Source organism: Rhodocyclus tenuis, from assembly GCF_014197755.1.
In the GTDB taxonomy this organism is placed as follows: Bacteria; Pseudomonadota; Gammaproteobacteria; order Burkholderiales; family Rhodocyclaceae; genus Rhodocyclus; species Rhodocyclus tenuis.
This window is the reverse complement of sequence record NZ_JACIGE010000006.1, coordinates 132267-155139: the sequence shown is the minus strand read 5'-3', so window position 1 is coordinate 155139 and position 22873 is coordinate 132267. Positions and strand designations below refer to the sequence as shown.

The following is a 22873-nucleotide window of genomic DNA, read 5'->3' as shown; positions in this document are numbered from 1 at the left end:
TGTTGCTTGGTGCCCAGGAGAGGACTCGAACCTCCACAGTGTTGCCACCACCAGGACCTGAACCTGGCGCGTCTACCAATTTCGCCACCTGGGCAAGCGCGAAGAAGGCCGAATTTTAATGGAAACTTTTACGATGTCAATAAAGAAATTGTCGAAAATACGAAAGAATGATCCGCAACTCGCTCGCGAGATGGAGCGCTACGAGAATCCGCTGCCCTCACGCGAGTACATCCTGCAGTTGCTCGAAGAGGAGGGAAAGCCCGCCGGCTTCGAGCGTTTGTGTGAAATGCTCGATATCCGCGCGGAGGAGCTCGATTCCTTCCAGCGCCGTCTTGGCGCGATGGAGCGCGAAGCGCAGCTGATGCGCAACCGCAAGGGCGCCTACATCGTTCCCGAGCGCGCCAGCCTGATCGCCGGCCGCGTCGAAGGCCATCCCGATGGCTACGGCTTCCTGATTCCCGATGGCGACGGTGCCGATCTGTTCCTCGACTCGCGGCAGATGAGCAAGGTGCTGCACGGCGACCGCGCACTGGCGCGCGTCACCGGCGTCGACCGCAAGGGGCGTAGCGAGGGGACGATCGTCGAGGTGCTCGAACGCGCCAACCACAAGGTCGTCGGCCGCGTGCTGGTCGAGCACGGCATCACCGTCGTCGTTCCGGAAAATCGTCGCATCAGCCAGGACATCCTCGTTGCGCCGGACAAGAAGGCGAAGCCGCAGTCGGGGCAGGTGGTGATGGTCGAAATCATCGAGCAGCCGGGGCGGCACGCCAAGCCGATCGGCCGTATCGTCGAAGTACTCGGCAACTACGCCGATCCGGGAATGGAAATCGAAATCGCGCTGCGCAAGCACGAGATGCCCTGCGAGTTCGACAAGGCTTCGCTGGCCGAGGCCAAGGAGTTGCCAGCCAAGGTGAAGAAAAGTGACCACGTCGGTCGCGTCGATCTGCGCGCCTTGCCGCTGGTGACCATCGACGGCGAGACGGCGAAGGATTTCGACGACGCCGTCTATGCCGAACGGCGCGGCGAGGGCAAGAACGCCGGCTGGCGGCTGGTCGTTGCCATCGCCGACGTTTCACATTACGTGCGGCCGGGTTCGGCGCTCGATGCCGAAGCCAAGGAACGCGGCAATTCGGTCTATTTCCCGCGCCGCGTCATCCCGATGCTGCCGGAGAAGCTGTCCAACGGCCTCTGCTCGCTGAATCCAGAGGTCGAGCGTCTGGCGATGGTCTGCGACATGCAGATCGGCGCCAATGGTGCGATCGAGGACTACCGTTTCTACCCGGCGGTGTTTCGCTCGCAGGCGCGCCTCACTTACACGCAGGTGTGGAACTGGCTGTCCGGCGAGTCATTCCCCGAGGACAACGCGCAGGCCGCGCTGCTGCCGCATCTGCGCAATCTGGAGTCGCTCTACCGCGCGCTGGCGCAGGCGCGTACCGAACGCGGTGCGATCGATTTCGAGACGATCGAGACGATGATGCTGTTCGACGATCAGGGCAAGATCGCCAATATCGTTCCGGTGCATCGCAACGAGGCGCATCGCCTGATCGAGGAATGCATGCTGGCGGCCAACGTCTGTGCCTCGGCTTACCTCGAAAGCCACAAGCAGCCCTGCCTCTACCGCGTGCATGAAGGGCCGACGCCGGAAAAGCTCGAAGGCCTGCGCAATTTCCTCAAGGAATTCGGTCTCGGTCTTGGCGGTGGCGACAAGCCCTCCGCCAGTGACTACGCGACGCTGCTCGAACAGATCAAGCAGCGCCCGGACGCGCAACTGTTGCAGACGGTGATGCTGCGCTCGCTGCGCCAGGCGATGTACAGCCCGGACAACGTCGGCCATTTCGGCCTTGCCTACGAGCGCTACACGCACTTCACCTCGCCGATCCGCCGCTATCCCGATCTGCTGGTGCACCGCGCGATCAAGGCGACGCTGGCCGGTGAGCGTCTGCCGGCCAATGGCTGGGACGATATCGGCCTGCACTGTTCGATGACCGAACGCCGTGCCGACGAGGCGACACGCGATGTCAGCAACTGGCTGAAGTGTTACTACATGAAGGGGCGCATTGGCGAGGAGTTCGACGGCACCATTGCCAGCGTTACCGCCTTTGGCGTCTTCGTCGCACTCGATCAGGTGTATGTCGAAGGCCTGGTTCACGTCTCCGAGCTCGGTGAGGACTACTTCCGCTTTGATGCGCAGCGCCACCAGATGCTCGGCGAGCGCACGGCGCGTCGTTACCGTCTCGGCGATCGCCTGCGCGTCAAGCTGGTGCGCGCCGACCTTGAAACCGGGCGTATCGATTTCGTTCTCGGCACGACACCGCTGGCCGTTGCGCAGACGCCGGCTGCGGCCGAGGCTGGCGCCGAGACGAAGGCGAGGAAGCCGAGACGCGCGCGCAGCTGATTGCGCGCGTCTTCCTGCTGTCGGCCGGCAGGAAGACGCGCTGGTCGTGGCGGCGGATGCGGTGTCGGATGCCGCGTCCGCCGCGCTGCGCGTCTCCGCTGTTAAACTCGCGGCCTTTCCGCAGAAGGGGTTTCGCTCATGTCGCAGTTTCGCCCGATCCACGGCTTTCACGCCATCCTTGCCAAGCTTCGCCACGCGCCGGATTCGATCCGCGAAATCTATCTTGACGCCGGCCGGGCTGACGCGCGGGCGCGCGACCTGATCCGTCGTGCCGAGGTGGCTGGCGTACGCCTGCTGCCGGTCGATGCCGCGCGGCTGGCGGCGATGGCGCCGGGTGCCAGCCATCAGGGCGTCGTCGCCCACGTCGACGCCGCCACACCCTATGTGACGCTCGATGATGTGCTCGACACGCTGGAAGAGCCGCCGCTGTTGCTGGTGCTCGACGGCATCCAGGATCCGCACAACCTCGGCGCCTGCCTGCGCGTCGCCGACGCCGTCGGCGCGCACGCGGTGATCGCGCCGAAGGACCGCGCTGTCGGTCTGACGCAGACGGCGATCAAGGTCGCCAGCGGCGCCGCCGAAACCGTCCCCTACATCGCCGTCACCAATCTCGCGCGCACGCTGCGCGAGCTGAAGGAGCGCGACATCTGTGTCATCGGCACCGACGCCGCGGCGACGCAGGACCTTTACACGGCCGAGTGGCCGGTGGCGACGGCCTGGGTGCTGGGTGCCGAAGCCGACGGCATGCGCCGTCTGACGCGCGAGAATTGCGACCAGCTGGTGTCGATCCCGCTGCTCGGCTCGGTGGCGAGTCTCAACGTCTCGGTTGCTGCCGGTGTCTGTCTTTACGAGGCGCGGCGCCGGCGCAGCTGAATTGAGCAAGGAATCAGTCTCGCTTGCTTTGGCTCAAAAAAAGTTAAATGTGAGAAAATAGCCGATTCCGTGTAAGAGAGGCCGAGAATCATGTGGCTGAAGACCCTGCAGGCCCGCTTTGCCGTACCCGTTTCGGTTTTTGTCGGGGTGGCTGTACTCGGCAGCGCTTTTGTTTTCTCGGTCATCGAGCGTTCGCGCATCGAAGGCGACGTCGCCGCCAAGGCGATGCAGCAAAGCCGCAGCGTCAGTCAGTTGCTCGATGTCACCGACGCGCTGGTGATGGACCGCACGCGCAGCTCGATGCGCCTGCTGATCGAGCGCGGGCAGGCCTTGGGTGCGCCGTCGCTCGGCGGCGAGGTGCGCGTCGGCGAGAAGACGGTTCCCGATCTGCTGCTCGGCGGACGTGGCCAGGCCAACCGCTTCGAACTGGTTGACGGCGTCACCGCCATCGGCGGCGGCACGGCGACGCTCTTCGTCAGGAGTGGCGAAGATTTCGTACGCATCTCGACCAACGTCAAGAAGGACAACGAGCGCGCCACCGGTACGGTGCTCGACCCGAAAGGCAAGGCCATGGCGGCGATCCGCGAAGGCAAGGCTTTCTACGGCGAGGTCGACATCCTCGGCAATCCCTACCTGACCGGCTACGAGCCGATCCGCGATGCTGCCGGGCAGACGATCGGCATCTGGTACGTCGGTTACAAGCTCGATCTGGCGCCGCTGAAAGCGGTGGTCGAAAGCGGTCGGCTGCTCGAAACCGGCTTCATCGCGATCATCGACGGCAAGGGCAAGGTTCGCTTCCGTTCAGGCCATGTCACCGACGAATCGGTCGAAGCCCTGCTCAAGGACGGCGCCGGCTGGGTTGTAGAAAAAACCGAATTCGCGGCATGGGGATTCGTCATCGTCGCGGCGTATCCCGAGGCCGAAGTGGCGCGGATTGCCAACGGTCGCATGTTCGCGATCATCGGCGTCGGTGTCGCCGCCTGTCTGTTGCTGATCGGCCTGCTGATCTTCCTGCTGCGCCGACTGGTGCTCAAGCCGCTCGGTGGCGAGCCCGATGCGGCGAGCGCGGCGGCGGCGCGCATCGCTGCCGGCGACTTGCGCGAGGCGATTCCGCTGCAGCGCGGCGACGCCAGCAGCATGATGGCGGCAATTGCACGCATGCAGGACAGCCTGCGCGGCATCGTCGGCAGCATTCACGGCAGCGTCGGCGCGCTCGACGACGCTGCCGAAGCGCTGGTGCAGATGGCCGAGCGCGTGTCGCAGGGCAGCGCGCAGCAGAACGACGCGACGTCGACGATCGCGGCCACCCTTGAAGAAATCACCGTCAGCATCCGCCAGGTTTCCGACGGTGCGAATACGGTCGATCAGATGGCCGGCAGCGCCGGCACGCTGGCCGGCGAAGGCGACGTCATCGTCGGCGAGGCAGTGCGCGAGATGCGGCAGAGTGCCGAGGTCGTCAATCAGTCGGCAAAGACCGTCGAGCAACTCGGCCGCGATTCGCAACGCGTCACCGAGATCGTTCAGGTGATCAAGGAAATCGCCGACCAGACCAATCTGCTCGCGCTCAACGCGGCCATCGAAGCGGCGCGTGCCGGCGAACAGGGGCGCGGTTTTGCCGTCGTTGCCGACGAAGTGCGCAAACTGGCCGAGCGCACGGCACTATCGACGCAGGAGATCGCCGGCATGATCAGCGACATCCAGCGCAATACGCAGGCGGCGATCGTCGGTATCGAAGACGGTGCGGTTCGCGTCAACAGCAGCGTCGAGCGCGCGGAAGCCGCTGGCGTCGGCATGACGCGCATTCGCGAGGCGACCGAATCGGTCGTGCATGCGGTCGGCGAGATTTCGAGCTCGCTCAAGGAACAGAGCATGGCGGCCGAACTGATCGCGCGCAGCGTCGAACAGGTGGCGAACATGAACGACGAAAACACCGCGGCCGTGCACGGCGTCACCGAGGAAGTGCGTCGCCTGCATGAACTGGCGGGCGAACTGCGCGTCGCCGCTGATACTTTCCGCGTCTAGGGGGCAAGCTGCGCGTATCCCGCGGCGCAAGGAAAAAGCCCTCCCGGCCGGCAGCCGGGAGGGCGTTTCAGTTTGCAGGGCGGCTTGGCGACTGTCTGGGCGGCCGTCAGACGATCATGCCGGCGCCGACGGTGTTGTTGCTGGCTTCGTCAATGACGATGAAAGCGCCGGTGGCACGCTCGTCGGCGTAGGCGTCGACCGCCAGCGGCTGCGCCAGGCGGAAGGCGACGCGCGCGATGTCGTTCATCGCCAGCTGTTCGGCCGGCTGGTGTTCGAGGCTGTTGATGTCGACGCGGTAGTCGATGCCGTCGAGCAGCGCCTTGCTTTCGCGCGTGGTGTGCCGGATCAGGTACTTGCGTCGCGGATCGAGCGGCGATTCCGACAGCCAGCAGAGCATTGCTTCGATGCGCCGGGTGACGGTCGGCAATTGTTCGCTGCCGACGATGCTGTCACCGCGCGAGACGTCGATGTCGTCTTCGAGCAGCAGCGTCACCGACTGGCCGGTCACCGCGAATGGCAGCTTGCCGTCGCCGGCCGGGCCGGACTCGTGCAGGCGGATTTCGCGGACCCGCGTTTCGCGCTCCGACGGCAGCACCACCACCCGGTCGCCGACGGCGACGCGGCCGGCTTCGATGCGTCCCATGAAGCCGCGGAAATCGTGCAGTTCGGGGTTGGCCGAGTCCTGCGGCCGGCACACATACTGCACCGGGAAGCGTAGCGCTGCGTTCTCGCGGTCGCGCCGCAGGGCGCCGGCGGCGGGCGCGGCTTCGAGCAGTTCGAGCAGCGTCGGACCTTCGTACCAGCCGAGATTATCGCCGCGGTCGACGATCATGTCGCCGTTCAGCGCCGAGATCGGGATGAAGCGCACTTCGATGTCGAGCTGGCTGGCGAAAGCCTCGTAGTCAGCGCGGATCTCGTCGAAGCGCGCCTGCGCGTGATCGACGAGGTCCATCTTGTTCACCGCGACGACCAGCCGCGGAATGTTCATCAGCTTGGCCAGATACGAATGCCGGCGCGTCTGCGTCAGCACGCCACGACGCGCGTCGATGAGGATGATCGCCAGATCGGCGGTCGACGCGGCGGTGACCATGTTGCGCGTGTACTGCTCGTGCCCCGGCGCGTCGGCGATGATGTACTTGCGCGTGCCGGTGCTGAAGTAGCGGTAGGCGACGTCGATGGTGATTCCCTGTTCGCGCTCGGCCTGCAGGCCGTCGGTAAGCAGCGACAGGTCGACGGCCGACAGTCCGCGCTTCTGCGAGGTGCGCTCGATCGCGTGCAGCGTGTCGGCGAGGATGGTGCGCGAGTCGTAGAGCAGGCGGCCGATCAGCGTGCTCTTGCCGTCATCGACGCTGCCGCAGGTGAGAAAGCGCAGCAGGCCGTGGTCTTCGGGCGCCGCGGGCGTGCCGGCCGTAGGCAGATGTTCGATCGCTGACATCAGAAATAACCTTCCTTCTTGCGTTGTTCCATCGACGCTTCCGAGGTCTGATCGTCAAGGCGCGTTGCGCCGCGTTCGCTGACCGTGGTGATCGCCGTTTCCTCGATGATCTCGGCGATGCTGACGGCAGCCGATTCGACCGGCGCCGTGCAGGTGATGTCGCCGACGGTGCGGAAACGCACCTGCAGGTCCTCGACGACGTCGCCGGGCTGCACCGGCGTCACCGGTGTCACCGGCGCCAGCAGGCCGTTGCGGCGCACCACCGGGCGGCGGTGCGCGAAGTAGATCGAAGGCAGCTCAAGGCCTTCGCGTTCGATGTACTGCCAGACGTCGAGCTCTGTCCAGTTCGAGATCGGGAAGACGCGCATGTTCTCGCCGCGGGTGATACGCGCGTTGTACAGGTTCCATAGTTCCGGGCGCTGGTTCTTCGGATCCCACTGACCGAATTCGTCGCGGAAGGAAAAGATGCGCTCCTTGGCGCGCGCCTTTTCCTCGTCGCGCCGCGCGCCGCCGATGCAGGCGTCGAAGCCGTGCTCCTCGATCGCTTCGAGCAGCGTCACCGACTGGTGCTTGTTGCGCGATTCGCCTGGTGTGCGCAGCACGACGGTACCGCGCGCCATCGAATCCTCGACAGAACGCACGATCAGCCGTTCGCCGATCTCGGCGGCGCGGCGGTCGCGAAAGTCGATCACCTCGGGATAGTTGTGGCCGGTGTCGATATGCAGCAGCGGGAAGGGAAAGCGGCCGGGGCGGAACGCCTTTTCGGCGAGGCGCAACAGGCAGATCGAGTCCTTGCCGCCGGAGAAGAGCAGCGCCGGCCGGCTGCACTGGCCGGCAACCTCACGCATGATGTGGATGGCTTCGGCTTCGAGCCAGTCGAGGTGCGACAGCTCGCTGCCGGCGGCCGCGGTGGGCGATACAGGGGAATTCATCGGGTCTTGTTTCCTGGGCTGATCGGGGAGACGTCGGCTGAGCTGGCTGCATGCGAGCCGGGGTGCAGTCCGCACTCGCGCACCTCGGCATTTTCCCACCACCAGCGGCCGGCGCGAACGTCCTCGCCGGCGCTGACGGCGCGCGTGCATGGCGCACAGCCGATGCTCGGGTAAAAGCGGTCGTGCAGCGCGTTGTACGGCACTTCGTGCAGCTGCACGTAGGCCCACACCTCGCGCTCGCTCCACGCGGTGAGCGGGTTGAACTTGGCGATGCCGTGCGCGGCGTCTTCCTCACGCAGCGCGAGTCCGGCGCGCGTTACCGACTGTTCGGCGCGCTGGCCAGTGATCCACGCCTTGGCGCCGGCGAGCGCGCGGCCGAGCGGTTCGACCTTGCGCAGCCGGCAGCAGGCGCGGCGCTGCTCGACCGAGTCGTAGAAGGCGTTGATGCCATGCTCGTCGACCCAGGCTTCGAGTGCCTCGCGCTGCGGGAAATGCACCGCCACCGGCAGGCCGAAATGGCGGCGCGTGGTGTCGAGCAGGGTGTAGGTTTCCTCGGGCAGGCGGCCGGTGTCGAGCGTGAAGATGCCGATCGGCAGTTGCTCGCGCGCGATCAGGTCGGTCAGCACCATGTCCTCGACGCCGAGGCTGCTGGCGAAGACGGCAGGGGCGAAGTCATGCGCGATCTCGCGCAGCAGCGCGAGCGCTTCGGCACTGCGCTGGTCGACGCGGGCGACGAGTTCGGCGTCGCCGCGATAGTCGGGACGCTTCATACCGCTTCTCCCGGTTGCGCCGGGCGGCGGCGGAACAGCGGCAGCGGCTGCTCGACGGCGCCCTGATAGCTGTCGCTGAAGGCCGTCAGGCCTGCCAGCGCGCGCTCGGCATCCTTGTCGGCACGCAAGGCGAAAGCGTCGAAGCCGCAGCGACGCAGCAGGTACAGCTGGTCGTGCAACACGTCGCCGATGGCGCGCAGTTCGCCCCGATAGCCGTAACGTTCGCGCAGCGTGCGCGCGATGCTGTAGCCGCGGCCGTCGGTGAATTTCGGGAAGTTCACCGCGAGGAGTGTGAAGTGTTCGAGGTCGGCGGCGATTGCCGCCGGGTCGTCAGCGGCGTCGAGCCAGACGCCGAGCGCTTCCCCACGCGCCAGCAGTTGTTCGCGTTGCGCCAGCCATACGTCAAGCGGTAGCAGCAGCGGGCCGGCGGGCGGCGTTTGCGCTGCGTCGGCAGCGGCGTCGATCTTGGGCAGCAGTGTCCAGGCGTCGTCCTCGACGCGGGAATTACGAATGATCCGCGCCATCGGCGGCTTTCCTTTTCTCTGGGATGTGGCGACCGCGCCCGGCGTAGGCGCGCTCGCGGAAGGGGGTGCTACCGATGCGCGCGAGGCTGTCGGCGAAAAGCTCACCAGGGGCCGCGTTTTCCTGGTGCACCGCGACCAGCGCCTCGACCACTTCCGGCACCTCGTCGGCGCGGAAGGACGGGCCGATGACGCTGCCGATCGTCGCCGCATTGCCCTGGCGGCCACCGAGCGTGATCTGGTACCACTCCTCGCCGTTTTTGTCGACGCCGAGGATGCCGATGTCGGCAAGGTGGTGATGGCCGCAGGAGTTCATGCAGCCGGAGATGTTGAGCGACAGCTTGCCGAGCTTGTCGAGCGCGTCGGCATCGGCAAAGCGCTGCTGCACTGCCTCGGCAACCGGCACCGAGCGCGCGTTGGCGAGCGAGCAGAGGTCGCCGCCGGGGCAGCAGATGATGTCGGTGAGCAGGCCGATGTTCGGCGTCGCCAGCCCGGCGGCGGCGCTGATCCGCCAGACTTCGGGCAGATCGCTCAGGCGCACGTCGGCGAGAACCAGATTCTGTTCGTGGCTGCTGCGCAGTTCGCCGAAGCTGAAACGCTCGGCGAGATCGGCGACGGCATCCATCTGCTCGGCCGTGATGTCGCCGGGGGCGACACCGGTCTTCTTCAACGACAGGGTGACGGCGGCGTAGCCGGCAACCTTGTGCGCATGCACGTTACGCGACAACCAGCGTGCGAAACCGGGTTCGCTGGCGGCGAGCCGGTCGAGCGCGGCGCGTTCGCCAGCGACATCGCTGACCATGGCATAGGCCGGCGGCGCAAAGTCGGCGGCGACGCGCGCGAATTCCTCGTCGGTCAGCGTCAATGGCCCGTCGCGGTACAGCGCCCATTCGTCTTCGACCTGACGGCGGAATTCGTCGACACCCAGCGCCTGCACGAGAATCTTGATGCGCGCCTTGTACATGTTGTCGCGGCGGCCGTGGCGGTTATAGACGCGCAGCACCGCGTCGAGGTACGAAAGCAGGTGCCGGCGCGGCAGGAAATCAACGAGCAGTTTGCCGATGATCGGTGTCCGCCCGAGGCCGCCGCCGACGAAAACGCGCAGGCCGAACTCGCCATCTTCGCCGCGAACCACTTCAAGACCGATGTCGTGCGCGCGGATCAGCGCCCGGTCGGTGCCGGCGGCGTTGACGGCAATCTTGAACTTGCGCGGCAGGAAGGCGAACTCCGGGTGGATGGTCGACCACTGGCGGATGATCTCGCAGTAGGGGCGCGGGTCGGCGATCTCGTCCGGCGCGATGCCGGCAAAGTGATCTGAGGTGACGTTGCGCACGCAGTTGCCCGAGGTCTGGATGGCGTGCATCTGCACGCCGGCCAGTTCGCCGATAATCGCCGGCGTCTCCTCGAATTTCGGCCAATTGAGCTGCAGGTTCTGCCGCGTCGTGAAGTGGCCGTAGCCGCGATCGTAGCGGCGCGTGATGTCGGCGAGCTTGCGCAGCTGCGCCGCCGACAGCAAGCCGTACGGGATGGCGATGCGCAGCATCGGTCCGTGGCGCTGGATATACAGGCCGTTCTGCAGGCGCAGCGGGCGCAGCTCGTCGGCCGACAGTTCGCCGGCGGCATGGCGCGCCATCTGGTCGGCAAACTGGGCGGCGCGCTCGTCGATCAGGCGCTGGTCCTTGGTATCGTAGCGATACATCGTGGGTTTTCCGTTTCGGCCGGAGTCGCTGCCGGCACGATCTTCTGTGCGGGCGACGGCCGGAGTGTAAGGTGTGACGGGAAGGCGAAACTTACGGCAAGCTCCGAACTGGCGGCATCGTAGCAGTGCACTATTGATCCAAAAAGACTGTTCAGTTAGATTGTTATAACTCTCTGTTATTAATTCGCCGGATTTCCGCCGCTTCGCCGTTTGGCCTCTGCCCAGGTGCACCGATGAAACTTCAACAATTGCGTTACCTCGTCGAAGTCGCCCGTCGCGGGCTGCATGTTTCGGAAGCTGCCGAGGCACTCTATACCTCGCAGCCGGGCGTTTCCAAGCAGATCAAGCTACTTGAGGACGAACTGGGCATCATCATTTTCGAGCGCAGCGGCAAGCGTCTGACCGGGATTACCGAGCCTGGACGTGAGGTCGTCGAGATTGCCGGCCGCATGCTGCGCGAAGCCGAGAACATCAAGCGCGTCGGCGAGGAATATACCGGCGGCGGCAGCGGCAGCCTGGTCGTGGCGACGACGCATACGCAGGCGCGCTATGCCTTGCCGCTGGTGGTCAAGCAGTTCGTCGACCGGCATCCCTCAGTGCGCCTGTCGATGCGCCAGGGTAGCCCGACGCAGATCGCCGAATGGACCGAAAAGGGCGAGGCCGACATCGCCATCGCTACCGAAGCACTTGACCATTATCCGCAGCTGGTTGGCTTGCCCTGCCATCAGTGGTCGCACTGCGTGATCGCCCCGTCCGGCCACCCGCTGCTCGCCGAGGGCAGCCTGACGCTGGCGTCGCTGGCGCGCTGGCCGCTGATCACCTACGATCCGGCCTTCTCCGGTCGTTCGCGCATCAACCAGGCTTTTGAGCGCATGCAACTGACGCCGACGATCATGCTGACGGCGATCGACGCCGACGTGATCAAGACCTACGTCGGTCTTGGCCTCGGTATCGGCATCATCGCCAGCATGGCTTATGACCCGGTGCGCGATGCTGGAATCGGCGCGCTCGACGCCGAACACCTGTTCGGCGCCAATACCACGCGTCTCGGCTTGCGTCGTGGTGTCCGCCTGCGCCGCTATGACTATGATTTCATCGAGCTGTTTGCACCGCACCTGCCACGGCACGCGGTCGACATGGCGATGGCCGGCGGCGGCGAAGAGTACCAGCTGTAGCTTTTTCGCTGTTTGCCAGAGGTTTGCGCTACGCCCAGCAGACTTGCCGCGCACTTTGTTGAACAAGGGCGCGGTAAACCGCTATAATCGCCGGCTTTTCCACCTTGCCCCACCGTTCGCATGGCGGGGGGTTTTTGCCATAAGGAGTGTTCATGCGTCATTACGAAATCGTTTTCATCGTGCATCCGGACCAGAGCGAGCAGGTCCCGGCGATGGTCGAGCGTTATCGCTCGCTCGTCACCACTCGCAACGGCCAGATCCACCGCCTGGAAGACTGGGGCCGTCGTCAACTGGCCTACCCGATCCAGAAGCTGCACAAGGCGCACTACGTGCTGATGAACATCGAGTGCGACGGCGAAACGCTGGCCGAACTCGAGCATGCCTTCAAGTTCAACGACGCCGTTCTCCGCCACCTCACCATCAAGACGAAGAAGGCCATCAGCACGCCTTCGCCGATGATGAAGGAAGAAAAGGCGCGCTCGCTGCTCGAACCGAAGGCCGAGGCCAAGGTGGAAGCCACCGAGCAACCGGCAGCCTGAACTCGGGAGACTCGCTGAATCGCGTCGATCTGGCCGGCGTTCTCGTCGAACGCAAGGCCCTCCGCTTCACCCCGGCCGGTGTGCCGGTGAGTGAGTGCCTGATCAGGCATCAGTCGGAGCAGATCGAAGCGGACGTGCCACGGCGTGTCGAGTGTGAAGTCCAGGCCATCGGCCTGGGGCCCGTAGCGCGCTGGATACAGGCGGCGCCAACGGGAGCGACGGTCCGCCTGAGCGGATTTCTCGCCGCACGCAGCGCCAACGGCAAGCAGTTGAGATTGCACATACACACGATCGAATTTGTAGAAGGAAAGCAAAATGGCCAGGTTCTTCAAGAAGAAGGATGACAAAAACGGCAAGAAGCGTGGCGGCGGTCTGTTCAAGCGCCGCAAGTTCTGCCGCTTCACCGCAGAGAAGGTCGAGGAAATCGACTACAAGGATGTTGACCAGTTCAAGGAATACATCGCCGAAAACGCCAAGATCATGCCTGCACGTCTGACCGGCACCAAGGCCGGCTACCAGCGTCAGCTGTCGGTGGCGATCAAGCGTGCGCGCTTCCTGGCGCTGCTGCCCTACACCGACAACCATCAGTAACAGGGGGAAAGACGATGCAAATTATTCTGCTGGAGAAGGTCGTCAACCTCGGCGCCTTTGGCGATCTGGTCAAGGTCAAGGATGGCTACGCCCGTAATTTCCTGATTCCGACGGGCAAGGCCCGCCGCGCGACGCCGAAGGCGCTTGCCGAGTTTGAAGTCCGCCGCGCTGAACTCGAGCGTCTGGCTGGCGAAAAGCTGGCTGCGGCCCAGGCCGAAGGCGAGAAGCTCGAAGGCGCCATCGTCCGCATCGCCCGTAAGGCCGGTGTCGATGGCCGTCTGTTCGGCTCGGTGACCAACTACGACGTCGCCGATGGCCTGAAGGTGCTCGGCTTCACCGTCGAAAAGTCGGCGATCCGCATGCCGGCCGGCCCGATCAAGACGGTCAGCGAAACGCAACTGGAAGTCTCGCTGCATACCGACGTGATCGCCACCGTCACGGTTGCTGTCGTCGCCGAGTAAGTCGCGCTTTCGGTACCCAGCGTACTGAACGCCAGAAAAAGCCCTGCTTCGGCAGGGCTTTTTCATTGCCTGCTGCCAGCGCCGGCAGCGCACGTTAAACTGCGCTTTTCAATCTTCGCTGCCGTTGCGCCCGCTGCGCCCGGCACTGGCGTTTTTCTGTCCGGATGCTCATGGCCAAGTCGTTCAAGTCCTTCAATGCGCAGTCGCGGGATGCGGCTGTAGACCCTGCCATCGCCCAGTTGCGCGTGCCGCCGCACTCGCTCGAGGCCGAGCAGTCGGTGCTCGGCGGCCTGCTGCTCGACAATTCGGCGTGGGACCGCATCGCCGACCTGCTTTCCGAAGGCGATTTCTACCGCGACGAGCACCGCCGCATCTGGCGGCAGATCAGCAAGCTGTTCGAGCGCGGCAAGCCGGTCGACGCGGTGACCGTTGCCGAAGCACTCGAGACCGCCGGTCAGGGTGAGCAGACCGGCGGTCTCGCCTACCTTGGCGAACTGGCGGCGAACACGCCGTCGGCGTCGAACATCCGCCGCTACGCCGAAATCGTTCGCGAGCGCGCCATCCTGCGTCAACTGGTCACTGCCGGTGACGAGATCGCCGGCAGTGCGCTCAATCCGCTCGGCCGCGACCCGAAGACCCTGCTCGACGAGGCCGAGGCCAAGGTGTTTGCCATTGCCGAGAGCGGCTTCCGCCACCAGAGCGGCTTCCAGCACATCAATCCGCTGCTGACGCAGGTGGTCGAGCGCATCCAGGAACTGCACGACCGCGACAACGCCTCCGATATCACCGGCGTGCCGACCGGCTACCACGATCTCGACGGCAAGACCTCGGGCCTGCAGCCTGGCGATCTGTTGATCGTCGCCGGCCGGCCGTCGATGGGCAAGACTTCGCTGGCGCTGAACATGGCCGAGCACGTGGCGATCGAGGTCGGCCTGCCAGTCGCGGTCTTCTCGATGGAAATGGGCGGCGCGCAGCTGGCCATGCGCATGCTTGCCTCGGTCGGTCGTCTCGATTCGCATCGCGTGCGTACCGGGCGGCTGAATGACGACGAGTGGTCGCGCCTGTCACTGGCCATCGGCAAGATGCACGAAGCGCCGCTGTACATCGACGAGACGCCAGCCTTGAACCCGATCGACCTGCGCGCGCGCGCGCGCCGCCTGCACCGCCAGTGCGGCAGCCTCGGCCTGATCGTCATCGACTACCTGCAGCTGATGTCGTCTACCTCGGCCGGCGAGAATCGCGCCACCGAAATTTCCGAAATTTCGCGTTCGCTGAAAGGCCTGGCCAAGGAGCTTTCGGTACCGGTGATCGCGCTGTCGCAGCTCAACCGCTCACTCGAACAGCGCCCGAACAAGCGGCCAGTGATGTCGGACCTGCGCGAGTCCGGCGCCATCGAGCAGGATGCCGACGTGATCATGTTCATCTACCGCGACGAGGTGTACAACCAGGACACGCCGGACAAGGGCATCGCCGAGATCATCATCGCCAAGCAGCGGAATGGCCCGATCGGCACCGTCAATCTCGCCTTCCTTGGCGAGTACACGCGCTTCGAGAACCTCGCCCATCAGGGCGGCTACTAGTGCGTCGCAGCCGGCGCGAGGCGAACGCCGCAAGCGCCCGGCTGCGGGTTGCAGTTCCTAACCGTTGATCCGGCGCGTCGCGACGCGGTAGCCGAGGCGATCACCATCGAGGCTGGAGAAGCGCCCGTCGGCCGATTCGGCCTGCGGGTAGACGAGGAAGGGCAGTGAGGCGCCGGCACCGCGCGGCAGCGGTGTGTCACCGAAGGCATCGCGCAGGCTGACGTCCTGTGCGGCGTTGAAGCCGATCCAGTTCATTTCCCAGAAGCCGAAAAGCAGCTTGCGCAGCACTGCCAGCTTGGCGTCGGCCGGGCCGAGGTGTTCCTCGGCGATCGCCGTACGCACGTCGGACGGGTCGACCGGAATCCAGCCGTAGCCCGGTGCGTAGAACTCGGCGCGGCAGTGCTGTGCCTGCGCCAGTTCGCCGTTGCGGCCGAGACTGGAAAACAGCCGCGAACTGTCCACCCGCAAGCCGAAGACCGGCCGCGCCGGCATGCCGATCGAGCGACACAGGCCGACGAAGAGCAGTGCAATATCGGCGCTGCGGCCGGAGAAGCGGCCACCTTCGATCATCGCCGCGACGTTGCCGGAGCCACAGCCACTGCCCAGCGGATCGCGCACCGTGTTGTCGACGACCCAGTCGTAGATCGCCTTGCCTTGCGCCACCGGATCCTTGACGCGGCCGACGGCGCGCTCGGCGAGGTGGCGCAGCGCTTCCTCGCTGACGCCGTTGAGTGGCTGCAGACAGCTGCGCAGCACCGCGGTGCGTTCGGCAGCGACGTTGCGCCGCGTGATGTCGAAATGCCGGTCCTGCGTTGCTACCTGGCTGACCATGCGCAACTGCGGGTTGGCGACGCCTTCTTTCCATTCGGCGACGAAGACTTCCATTTCCGCGGTCGGGTCGCGGTAGATGCCGGCCGTCTCGAAGTTGCCGTCCCAGCGGTGGCCGAGCGAGCGCTGCCAGACCGAATCCTTGTACTGCGCGAGCGGCAGCCAGACGCGCACGCGTCCGCGCACTTTCTGCACGCTGATCTGCGAAGTGATTTCGTAAGTTCGCCACTGCTCGGGTGGCTCTTCGGGCAGCGTCAGCGCGGTACGTACGGGCTGCGCTTCACTGCCGGCGGCAAGCGGCTTGGCCGGTGACTTGCGCGCGTTGTTCTTGTAGGCAAGCTTCTGCCCGGGGCGGGCAGTCGTCTTTGGCGCGGTGCGTACTGCGGGTTTCCTGGCTGCTACCTTGTTGACAGCGACTGCCGGCGTCGAGGCCAGCAGCGAGAAAATCGCCGTTGCGGCGAGGAATCTGCGTCGTTTCATCAGCACTCCAGCGAGCGTCACGACCACCCGTACCGGCCGCTGCTGGCGACACCTTGCGCACGTTCAGCGCCGGCAGGTGCGGCGTTCGGCGTGGCAGAAGCTGAAGCGGAAAGCGTGGCAGAAAACCTGGCAAAAAGCGTGGTGGGCAGTCGTTCGCGATTGCCGGCCGGGGGAACCGGCCGGCCCGGATCATAGCACTTCGGCAGCGCGGTCGGCGAGGCGGGAACGCTCGCCGCGTTGCAGCGTGATATGGCCCGAATGCTCCCAGCCCTTGAAGCGATCGACGACGTAGGTCAGGCCGGAGCTGCCTTCGGTGAGGTAAGGCGTGTCGATCTGCGCGATGTTGCCGAGACAGACCACCTTGGTGCCGGGACCGGCGCGCGTGATCAGCGTTTTCATCTGCTTCGGCGTCAGGTTCTGCGCCTCGTCGATGATCAGGAACTTGTTGAGGAAGGTGCGCCCGCGCATGAAGTTGAGCGACTTGATCTTGATCCGGCTGCGAATCAGGTCGCGCGTCGCCGCACGCCCCCAGTCGCCGGCTTCGTCATCGGTCTTGTTGAGCACGTCGAGATTGTCTTCGAGCGCGCCCATCCACGGCCCCATCTTTTCTTCCTCGGTGCCGGGCAGAAAACCGATGTCCTCGCCGACCGGGACCGTCACCCGCGTCATGATGATTTCCGAGTAGAGCTTGCTTTCGAGCACCTGCGTCAGGCCGGCGGCGAGCGTCAGCAAGGTCTTGCCGGTACCGGCCTGGCCGAGCAGGGTGACGAAATCGACTTCCGGGTTCATCAGCAGGTTGAGCGCGAAATTCTGCTCGCGGTTGCGCGAGGTGATTCCCCAGACGTTGTTCTTCGGATGCGTGTAATCGGTCAGCGTTTCGAGCAGCGCACTCTTGCCCACCACCTCGCGCACGATCGCGTAGAGCGGATGTGAACCTTCCTGGAAGACGAATTCGTTGACCAGCAGTTGCGAACAGAGCGGACCTTTCAGCCGGTACAGCGTGTGTCCATCCTTTTTCCACGACTCCATCTCCGGGCCGTGCGCTTCCCAGAAATCGACGGGCAGCTCGCGCATGCCGGTGTACAGCAGGTCGGTGTCCTCGAGCACCTTGTCGTTGAAATAGTCCTGTGCCTCAAGGCCGAGCGCGCGTGCCTTGATGCGCATGTTGATGTCCTTGGACACCAGGATCACCGGGCGCCCGGGATGACGCTGCTGCAAGTGGATGACGACGGCGAGGATCTGGTTGTCGGCTTTGGCCGTCGGCAGGCCCGCCGGCAGCTCGCCGGCGATGGCTTCGGTCTGCACGAACAATCTGCCGCTGGCCAGCCCGCGCGAAGGGCCTGCGAGCGGAATGCCGAGTTCGATACCCTCTGCGGTGCTGCTGACGATTTCGTCGAGCGTGCGCGTGATCTGGCGAGCATTGCGCGCGATTTCCGACATGCCTTTCTTGTTGTTGTCGAGTTCTTCCAGCGTCATGATCGGCAGGAAGACATCGTGTTCCTCGAAGCGGTAGACGCTGGTCGGATCGTGCATCAGCACGTTGGTGTCGAGGACGAACAGCTTGACGGCAGGGACTTCGGAACGTGCGGCGCGTTTGCGGGCCATTCAGTATCTCCGGCAGGGTGGGCTCAGGTGCGGGTCAGCAGCGGACAGCGACGGGTTACGGGCAGGTCAGAGGCTTTTCACGAAATCGAGCACTTGCGCCGCATGGCCGGCGGTTTTCACGCCGCGCCACTCGCGCCGCAGGACGCCCTCGGCGTCGATGACGAAGGTACTACGCTCGATGCCACGGCATGCTTTACCGTACATGCTTTTCATCTTGATGACATCAAACTGGCCGCACAGCGACTCGTCGACGTCGGAGAGCAGCGGGAAGGGGAGTTCCAGCTTGGCCTTGAAGTTCTCGTGCGATTTCAGGCTGTCGCGCGAGACGCCGGCAATCCGGCAGCCAGCGCTGGCGAATTCGTCGTGCAGATCGCGAAAGTCCGAGGCTTCGGTGGTGCAGCCCGGCGTGCTGTCCTTCGGGTAGAAGTAGAGCACCAGCGCTGATCCGCGTTGTTCGGACAGGCGGAACTCCTGGCCGCCGGTGGCCGGGCGGCTGAAGTCGGTGACGGCTTGATCGATCATGGCTTCTCCTTGTCGAATGAGTGCTGTCGGCGTTCGCCATCGTGCGGGGATGGGCGCGCCCAGGACGGTCTGATTGTTGGGGCAAAGCGGCGGCCGGTCAAGCAAGCGCGGTTACGCGTCGTGGCCTGCTCCTTGCGGGCGCTGCATGCGGTCGTATCAAGCGCCGGCTTGCTTTCGCGCGTGTCGCGCCTATACTGGACCTTCATCGCAAGAGGTGCATCATGGAAACAGCTGCCGTCAGTTCTGCCACCAACAACCCGCTTGCCACGCGTGAATCGCTGCTGCAAACGGCTGCCGATCGCAGCAGCACGCGCGCCACCGGAAAAGGCGTTGCGACCGAGAGCAAGCAGGCGCTGGCGACGGACAATCCGGTCGCCACCAACCAGAGCACGCGCGTCAGCCTGTCGGCCGAATCGCTTGCTCGCGCAGCCGCCGAGACGCAGTCGGCAGATGCCACTGCACCGAACGCTGCCGGCACTGTAACGGACGCCCAGCCGGCCAGTGCGACGACGGCGGCAGGCACTGCGACGTCGACCACGCAGTCACCCGCCAACGGCGTCGCGCCGGCTGCCGATACGGGGGCTGCGGCTGCGTCGCGCAGCGAAGCGCGGGCCACCAGCGCACGCGCCGCCGAAGCCAGTGGCAATCAGACCGCTGCCGCCAATGACGAGAGCAGAGCGTCGGCGGCCAAGAGCGCGGCAAGTACGGCGAACCCGGCGGTCGCCGCGGGTGTCGTCGCTTATCAGCGCGTTTTCTCGCTCTGAGTCCTGCTTTTCCGGCGCCGCTTCGGCGCTGATCGGGCCGCGCTTGGTGGTCGTTTCGCGGCTGTAGCGCGTTTCTCCTGCCCGTCCCCTCAGGCTTTTGCCCCTCGCGGTCGCGGCGCGGACTCGACGCTTTGCGCCATTCCTTGCCCGCGCCCGTCGGCGCGGGCGGCGCCGGCTTCTGGTAGCATGCGGGCTGATTTTCGAAGAAGTGCGCATGTCCCTTTCCGTTGCCGATGTCTTCTCCGCGAGCGGGCCGCTGGCTGCCCGCATTGCCGGTTACCGTCCGCGTTCGCAGCAGGTCGAGATGGCGTCGCGCGTTGCCGCCGCCATCGAGGGTAATCGCGTCTTTGTCGCCGAGGCCGGCACCGGCACCGGCAAGACCTACGCCTACCTCGTTCCCGCGCTGCTTTCCGGCGGCAAGGTGATCGTCTCCACCGGCACCAAGACGCTGCAGGACCAGCTCTTCGCGCGCGACATACCGACCGTGCGCGACGCGCTCGGCTCGCCGGCGCAGGTGGCGCTGCTCAAGGGGCGCGCCAACTACGTCTGCCACTACCATCTTGAGCGAGCGCTTGCCGACGGACGCTTCGTCAGCCGTGAGGATGCGGCGCACGCGCAGCGTATCGCGCGCTTTGCCAAGCGCACGCAGACCGGCGACAAGGCCGAATGCAGCGACGTGCCGGAAAACTCGACCGTCTGGCCGCTGGTGACGTCGACGCGTGACAACTGCCTCGGCCAGGATTGCCCCAACCACAAGGAGTGCTTCGTGCTCGCCGCGCGCCGCGACGCGCTCGCCGCCGATCTGGTCGTGGTCAACCACCACCTGTTCTTCGCCGACGTGATGCTGCGCGACGAAGGCGCCGGCGAGCTGCTGCCGGCCTGCAACGCGGTGGTCTTCGACGAGGCGCATCTGCTGCCGGAAACCGCCAGCCTGTTCTTCGGCGACAGCATTTCGACTTCGCAGATTCTCGATCTGGTACGCGATGCGAAGAACGAAGCGCTCGCCGCGGCACGCGACTGCCTCGACCTGCCGCCGGCACTCGCCGCGCTGGACAAGGCGACGCGCGATCTGCGCCTGACGCTGCCGGTCGATCCGGCTCGCTTTGCTGTCGCGCAGCTGCTGGCGCGCGACGGTTTCGAGCTGGCGCTGGCCGAAGTCGGCCGCCGCCTCGACGCCGCGGCGAAAATCCTCGAAACGCAGGCCGGGCGTGCCGAAGGGCTGGAGAACTGCTGGCGGCGCGCTGGCGAGGTGCTCGCCGCGCTGCGTCGCTGGCAGGCCGGCGCCGACGCCGAAGTGGTGCGCTGGGGAGAAACCTATACGCATGCGCTGCAGCTCAACGCGACGCCGTTGGTCGTCGCCGGCATCATGCAGAAGCAGATGAGCGGTCATCCGCGCGCCTGGATCTTCACTTCGGCGACGCTGGCGGTGCAGGGCGATTTCGCGCATTACTGCGGCGAACTCGGCCTCGACGACGCCGACGCGGCGTGCTGGGAAAGCCCCTTCGACTACCCGCAGCAGGCGCTGCTTTACGCGCCGCGCGATCTGCCTGACCCGAACAGCCGCGACTATACCGAGGCGATCGTTGAAGCCGTTTTCCCGGTGCTGCAGGCGGCCGGCGGTCGCGCTTTCTTCCTGTGTACCTCGCTGCGCGCCATGCGCCGCACGCACGAGCTGCTCGCCGAACGGCTCGAGCGTGCCGGTCTCGACTGCCCGCTGCTGCTGCAGGGCGAGGGTGGCAAGACCGAACTGCTCGAGCGCTTCCGCCGCCTCGGCAACGCCGTGCTGGTCGGCAGCCAGAGTTTCTGGGAAGGCGTCGACGTGCGCGGCGAGGCGCTGTCGCTGGTGGTCATTGACAAGCTGCCCTTCGCGCCACCCGACGACCCGGTGCTCTCGGCGCGCATCGAGAAGATGCGCGGCGAAGGCAAGAACGCCTTCATGGAATACCAGCTGCCGCGCGCGGTGATCAGCGTCAAGCAGGGCGCCGGCCGACTGATCCGCGACGAGACCGATCGCGGTGTGCTCGTCATCTGCGACCCGCGCATGCTCAGCAAACCCTACGGCAAACGCGTCTGGCGCAGCCTGCCGCCGATGCGGCGCACGCGCGAGCTGGCCGACGCGGTCGCCTTCTTTTCTTCCTCGACCTCTACATGAATCAAATCCTCCCGGCGAAGCAGATCGCTCCTGACCAGGACTGTTTGCTCGCGGCGGCAACGCTCAACCACGAATGCCTGTGCCCGACGCTCGACCTCGAGCGGCTGCCGCAGGCACTCGCCTCACGTCTGCCCTTGGTGCCCGCCGGCAGCGCTGTAGAAGATCCATTGCCGGGACTACTGGCGACGCACGCGCATCTTTTCTCGCCGGCGAGCATCTACGTCGCCGAAGCCGATCTGCAGGCGATGCGCGCCGGGGTCGAAGCGATCGAGCGCGTCATCGCCACGCCGGCTTTCCGCCAACAGGCGCTGGCACAGGCACCGGCCATCGCGCAGCTACCGCAGGCCGCCGCCGGCGTCTTTCTCGGTTACGACTTCCACCTCGGTGACGACGGGCCGCGCCTGATCGAGATCAATACCAACGCCGGCGGCGCGCTGCTCAACGCGCTGGTGGCGGCGCTGCCGCGCGCCGCCTGCGCGCACCACGGTGCCCTGCTCGGACTGAGCGCGAGCGCCAGTGCCGGCACTGCCGATCATCCGTTGCCGGATGCTACAGCTGCCACGCCGTCAGTGACCGACGCGGTCTCGCCGGCAACGACCTACCGCGACCCGGCGAGCGCGCCGACGCGCTTTCTTGCCATGTTCCGCGAAGAGTGGCGGCGCGCGCGTGGCGCGCGGCCGCTGCGTCGCATCGCCATCGTCGACGCGGCGCCAGCGGGGCAGTTTCTCGCCGCCGAATTCGAGTGCTTCCGCCGCTTGTTCGAGAGCGACGGCATTGCCGCGCTGATCGCCGATCCTGACGAACTCGCTTTCGACGGCAGCGTTCTCTCGTGTCGCGGCGAGCCGGTCGACCTCGTCTACAACCGCCTGACCGATTTCGCGCTCAACGAGCCGGCGCAAGCCGCGCTGCGCGCCGCCTATCTTGCCGACGCCGTGCTGCTGACGCCGCACCCGCAGGCGCACGCGCTCTACGCCGACAAGCGCAATCTCTGCCTGCTCTCCGACGACGCCTGGCTGGCTGCTGCCGGTGTCGATGCCGCCGACCGTGCGCGGCTGGCGGCAATCGTTCCGCACACGGCGGTGGTGACGCCGGAAAACGCCGACACCTTCTGGAACGAGCGCCGGCAGTACTTCTTCAAGCCCTGGGGCGGCTATGGCGGCAAGGCGGCATATCGCGGCGACAAGCTGACGCGTCGCGTCTTCGGTGAAATCGCCGCCGGTGGCTACGTCGCGCAGCAGGTGGCGCCGCCGTCGCTGCGCCGCGTGCGCATCGACGGCGAGGCACGCGAACTAAAGCTCGACTTGCGTCTCTACGTTTACGCGGGCGAGGTGCAGTTGGTCGCTGCGCGCCTCTACCAGGGGCAGACGACCAACTTCCGCACGCATGGCGGCGGTTTCGCCACGGTCATCGAAGTTCTCTGCGCGGCGGCGATGGCTGCCAGCGCAGCGACGGGCGAAGCCGACGTCGTTCCCGCTTAGCCGGCGCCAGGCGGCTTCTCGCGGCTGCGGATTGTGGCTGCCGCCGACAAG

At 65.7% G+C, this 22873-nt stretch carries 20 protein-coding genes and 1 tRNA gene; 12 read left to right on the top strand and 9 right to left on the bottom strand.

Annotation, left to right across the window (positions count from 1 at the left end; all coding sequences use genetic code 11):
* Positions 1-7 precede the first annotated feature (7 nt).
* Positions 8-94 (bottom strand) — tRNA-Leu (locus tag GGD90_RS09865).
* A gap of 39 nt (positions 95-133) precedes the next feature.
* On the opposite strand from GGD90_RS09865, the gene rnr reads away from it, so the two are divergent.
* The 3 genes from rnr (at position 134) to GGD90_RS09850 (ending at position 5290) form a co-directional block, all read left to right on the top strand.
* Positions 134-2395 (top strand): ribonuclease R, encoded by a 2262-nt coding sequence (rnr, locus tag GGD90_RS09860; RefSeq protein ID WP_153116520.1) that lies wholly within the window; start codon positions 134-136, stop codon positions 2393-2395.
* Positions 2396-2533: 138 nt separating this feature from the next.
* Positions 2534-3268, top strand: coding sequence for a 23S rRNA (guanosine(2251)-2'-O)-methyltransferase RlmB (rlmB, locus tag GGD90_RS09855; RefSeq protein ID WP_153116521.1), 735 nt, complete (start codon positions 2534-2536; stop codon positions 3266-3268).
* Between the two features lie 90 nt (positions 3269-3358).
* A complete protein-coding gene (locus GGD90_RS09850) occupies positions 3359-5290 on the top strand; it encodes a methyl-accepting chemotaxis protein (RefSeq protein WP_153116522.1) in 1932 nt (643 codons plus the stop codon).
* A 106-nt stretch (positions 5291-5396) separates the two neighbouring features.
* On the opposite strand, the gene GGD90_RS09845 is transcribed toward GGD90_RS09850, so the two are convergent.
* The 5 genes from GGD90_RS09845 to GGD90_RS09825 are packed head-to-tail and all read right to left on the bottom strand — an operon-like array spanning position 5397 to position 10647.
* On the bottom strand, positions 5397-6725 hold the full coding sequence (locus tag GGD90_RS09845) for a sulfate adenylyltransferase subunit 1 (protein WP_153116523.1): 1329 nt from the start codon (positions 6723-6725) through the stop codon (positions 5397-5399).
* Positions 6725-7657, bottom strand: coding sequence for a sulfate adenylyltransferase subunit CysD (gene cysD / locus GGD90_RS09840; protein ID WP_153116524.1), 933 nt, complete (start codon positions 7655-7657; stop codon positions 6725-6727). The genes GGD90_RS09845 and cysD overlap by 1 nt, the downstream gene beginning before the upstream one ends.
* Positions 7654-8427 (bottom strand): phosphoadenylyl-sulfate reductase, encoded by a 774-nt coding sequence (locus GGD90_RS09835; RefSeq protein ID WP_153116525.1) that lies wholly within the window; start codon positions 8425-8427, stop codon positions 7654-7656. The genes cysD and GGD90_RS09835 overlap by 4 nt, the downstream gene beginning before the upstream one ends.
* The gene (locus GGD90_RS09830) at positions 8424-8951 is read right to left on the bottom strand and encodes a DUF934 domain-containing protein (protein ID WP_153116526.1); all 528 of its coding nucleotides are present in this window, start codon (positions 8949-8951) and stop codon (positions 8424-8426) included. Before GGD90_RS09830 ends, GGD90_RS09835 begins: the two co-directional genes overlap by 4 nt.
* A complete protein-coding gene (locus tag GGD90_RS09825; RefSeq protein WP_153116527.1) occupies positions 8932-10647 on the bottom strand; it encodes a nitrite/sulfite reductase in 1716 nt (571 codons plus the stop codon). The genes GGD90_RS09830 and GGD90_RS09825 overlap by 20 nt, the downstream gene beginning before the upstream one ends.
* A 233-nt stretch (positions 10648-10880) precedes the next feature.
* Here GGD90_RS09825 and GGD90_RS09820 point away from each other — a divergent pair, with 233 nt between their 5' ends.
* The 6 genes from GGD90_RS09820 to dnaB all read left to right on the top strand — a co-directional run bounded on the left by GGD90_RS09820 (position 10881) and on the right by dnaB (position 14993).
* Entirely contained in the window at positions 10881-11822 is a 942-nt protein-coding gene (locus GGD90_RS09820; protein WP_153116528.1) for a CysB family HTH-type transcriptional regulator, read from the top strand.
* Between the two features lie 152 nt (positions 11823-11974).
* Positions 11975-12361 (top strand): 30S ribosomal protein S6, encoded by a 387-nt coding sequence (rpsF, locus tag GGD90_RS09815; RefSeq protein ID WP_153116529.1) that lies wholly within the window; start codon positions 11975-11977, stop codon positions 12359-12361.
* Positions 12358-12705: a primosomal replication protein N gene (priB, locus tag GGD90_RS09810; RefSeq protein WP_267904058.1), complete on the top strand. Its 348-nt coding sequence runs from the start codon at positions 12358-12360 to the stop codon at positions 12703-12705. The genes rpsF and priB overlap by 4 nt, the downstream gene beginning before the upstream one ends.
* A complete protein-coding gene (gene rpsR / locus GGD90_RS09805) occupies positions 12677-12952 on the top strand; it encodes a 30S ribosomal protein S18 (RefSeq protein WP_153116530.1) in 276 nt (91 codons plus the stop codon). Before priB ends, rpsR begins: the two co-directional genes overlap by 29 nt.
* Before the next feature lie 14 nt (positions 12953-12966).
* Positions 12967-13413 (top strand): 50S ribosomal protein L9, encoded by a 447-nt coding sequence (gene rplI / locus GGD90_RS09800; protein ID WP_153116531.1) that lies wholly within the window; start codon positions 12967-12969, stop codon positions 13411-13413.
* 170 nt (positions 13414-13583) lie between these two features.
* Positions 13584-14993: a replicative DNA helicase gene (gene dnaB, locus GGD90_RS09795; protein ID WP_153116532.1), complete on the top strand. Its 1410-nt coding sequence runs from the start codon at positions 13584-13586 to the stop codon at positions 14991-14993.
* Between the two features lie 57 nt (positions 14994-15050).
* On the opposite strand, the gene GGD90_RS09790 is transcribed toward dnaB, so the two are convergent.
* The 3 genes from GGD90_RS09790 to GGD90_RS09780 form a co-directional block, all read right to left on the bottom strand.
* Complete coding sequence (locus GGD90_RS09790; protein WP_153116533.1) at positions 15051-16301, bottom strand: transglutaminase-like domain-containing protein; 1251 nt, start codon at positions 16299-16301, stop codon at positions 15051-15053.
* 189 nt (positions 16302-16490) lie between these two features.
* Positions 16491-17906 (bottom strand): PhoH family protein, encoded by a 1416-nt coding sequence (locus GGD90_RS09785; RefSeq protein ID WP_153116534.1) that lies wholly within the window; start codon positions 17904-17906, stop codon positions 16491-16493.
* 66 nt (positions 17907-17972) lie between these two features.
* A complete protein-coding gene (locus GGD90_RS09780; RefSeq protein ID WP_153116535.1) occupies positions 17973-18428 on the bottom strand; it encodes a peroxiredoxin in 456 nt (151 codons plus the stop codon).
* Positions 18429-18649: 221 nt separating this feature from the next.
* Here GGD90_RS09780 and GGD90_RS09775 point away from each other — a divergent pair, with 221 nt between their 5' ends.
* From GGD90_RS09775 to GGD90_RS09765, 3 genes are all read left to right on the top strand, one after another.
* The gene (locus GGD90_RS09775; protein WP_153116536.1) at positions 18650-19192 is read left to right on the top strand and encodes a hypothetical protein; all 543 of its coding nucleotides are present in this window, start codon (positions 18650-18652) and stop codon (positions 19190-19192) included.
* A 214-nt stretch (positions 19193-19406) separates the two neighbouring features.
* Positions 19407-21344, top strand: coding sequence for an ATP-dependent DNA helicase (locus GGD90_RS09770; protein WP_153116537.1), 1938 nt, complete (start codon positions 19407-19409; stop codon positions 21342-21344).
* Positions 21341-22822: a hypothetical protein gene (locus GGD90_RS09765; RefSeq protein WP_184415074.1), complete on the top strand. Its 1482-nt coding sequence runs from the start codon at positions 21341-21343 to the stop codon at positions 22820-22822. The genes GGD90_RS09770 and GGD90_RS09765 overlap by 4 nt, the downstream gene beginning before the upstream one ends.
* Positions 22823-22873 lie beyond the last annotated feature (51 nt).

What these genes read in the sequence shown, in the direction of transcription:
- rnr (WP_153116520.1), top strand. Translation starts at nt 134, where the DNA reads ATGTCAATAAAGAAATTGTCGAAAATACGAAAGAATGATCCGCAACTC.
- rlmB (WP_153116521.1), top strand. Translation starts at nt 2,534, where the DNA reads ATGTCGCAGTTTCGCCCGATCCACGGCTTTCACGCCATCCTTGCCAAG.
- GGD90_RS09850 (WP_153116522.1), top strand. Translation starts at nt 3,359, where the DNA reads ATGTGGCTGAAGACCCTGCAGGCCCGCTTTGCCGTACCCGTTTCGGTT.
- GGD90_RS09845 (WP_153116523.1), bottom strand. Translation starts at nt 6,725, where the DNA reads ATGTCAGCGATCGAACATCTGCCTACGGCCGGCACGCCCGCGGCGCCC.
- cysD (WP_153116524.1), bottom strand. Translation starts at nt 7,657, where the DNA reads ATGAATTCCCCTGTATCGCCCACCGCGGCCGCCGGCAGCGAGCTGTCG.
- GGD90_RS09835 (WP_153116525.1), bottom strand. Translation starts at nt 8,427, where the DNA reads ATGAAGCGTCCCGACTATCGCGGCGACGCCGAACTCGTCGCCCGCGTC.
- GGD90_RS09830 (WP_153116526.1), bottom strand. Translation starts at nt 8,951, where the DNA reads ATGGCGCGGATCATTCGTAATTCCCGCGTCGAGGACGACGCCTGGACA.
- GGD90_RS09825 (WP_153116527.1), bottom strand. Translation starts at nt 10,647, where the DNA reads ATGTATCGCTACGATACCAAGGACCAGCGCCTGATCGACGAGCGCGCC.
- GGD90_RS09820 (WP_153116528.1), top strand. Translation starts at nt 10,881, where the DNA reads ATGAAACTTCAACAATTGCGTTACCTCGTCGAAGTCGCCCGTCGCGGG.
- rpsF (WP_153116529.1), top strand. Translation starts at nt 11,975, where the DNA reads ATGCGTCATTACGAAATCGTTTTCATCGTGCATCCGGACCAGAGCGAG.
- rpsR (WP_153116530.1), top strand. Translation starts at nt 12,677, where the DNA reads ATGGCCAGGTTCTTCAAGAAGAAGGATGACAAAAACGGCAAGAAGCGT.
- rplI (WP_153116531.1), top strand. Translation starts at nt 12,967, where the DNA reads ATGCAAATTATTCTGCTGGAGAAGGTCGTCAACCTCGGCGCCTTTGGC.
- dnaB (WP_153116532.1), top strand. Translation starts at nt 13,584, where the DNA reads ATGGCCAAGTCGTTCAAGTCCTTCAATGCGCAGTCGCGGGATGCGGCT.
- GGD90_RS09790 (WP_153116533.1), bottom strand. Translation starts at nt 16,301, where the DNA reads ATGAAACGACGCAGATTCCTCGCCGCAACGGCGATTTTCTCGCTGCTG.
- GGD90_RS09785 (WP_153116534.1), bottom strand. Translation starts at nt 17,906, where the DNA reads ATGGCCCGCAAACGCGCCGCACGTTCCGAAGTCCCTGCCGTCAAGCTG.
- GGD90_RS09780 (WP_153116535.1), bottom strand. Translation starts at nt 18,428, where the DNA reads ATGATCGATCAAGCCGTCACCGACTTCAGCCGCCCGGCCACCGGCGGC.
- GGD90_RS09775 (WP_153116536.1), top strand. Translation starts at nt 18,650, where the DNA reads ATGGAAACAGCTGCCGTCAGTTCTGCCACCAACAACCCGCTTGCCACG.
- GGD90_RS09770 (WP_153116537.1), top strand. Translation starts at nt 19,407, where the DNA reads ATGTCCCTTTCCGTTGCCGATGTCTTCTCCGCGAGCGGGCCGCTGGCT.
- GGD90_RS09765 (WP_184415074.1), top strand. Translation starts at nt 21,341, where the DNA reads ATGAATCAAATCCTCCCGGCGAAGCAGATCGCTCCTGACCAGGACTGT.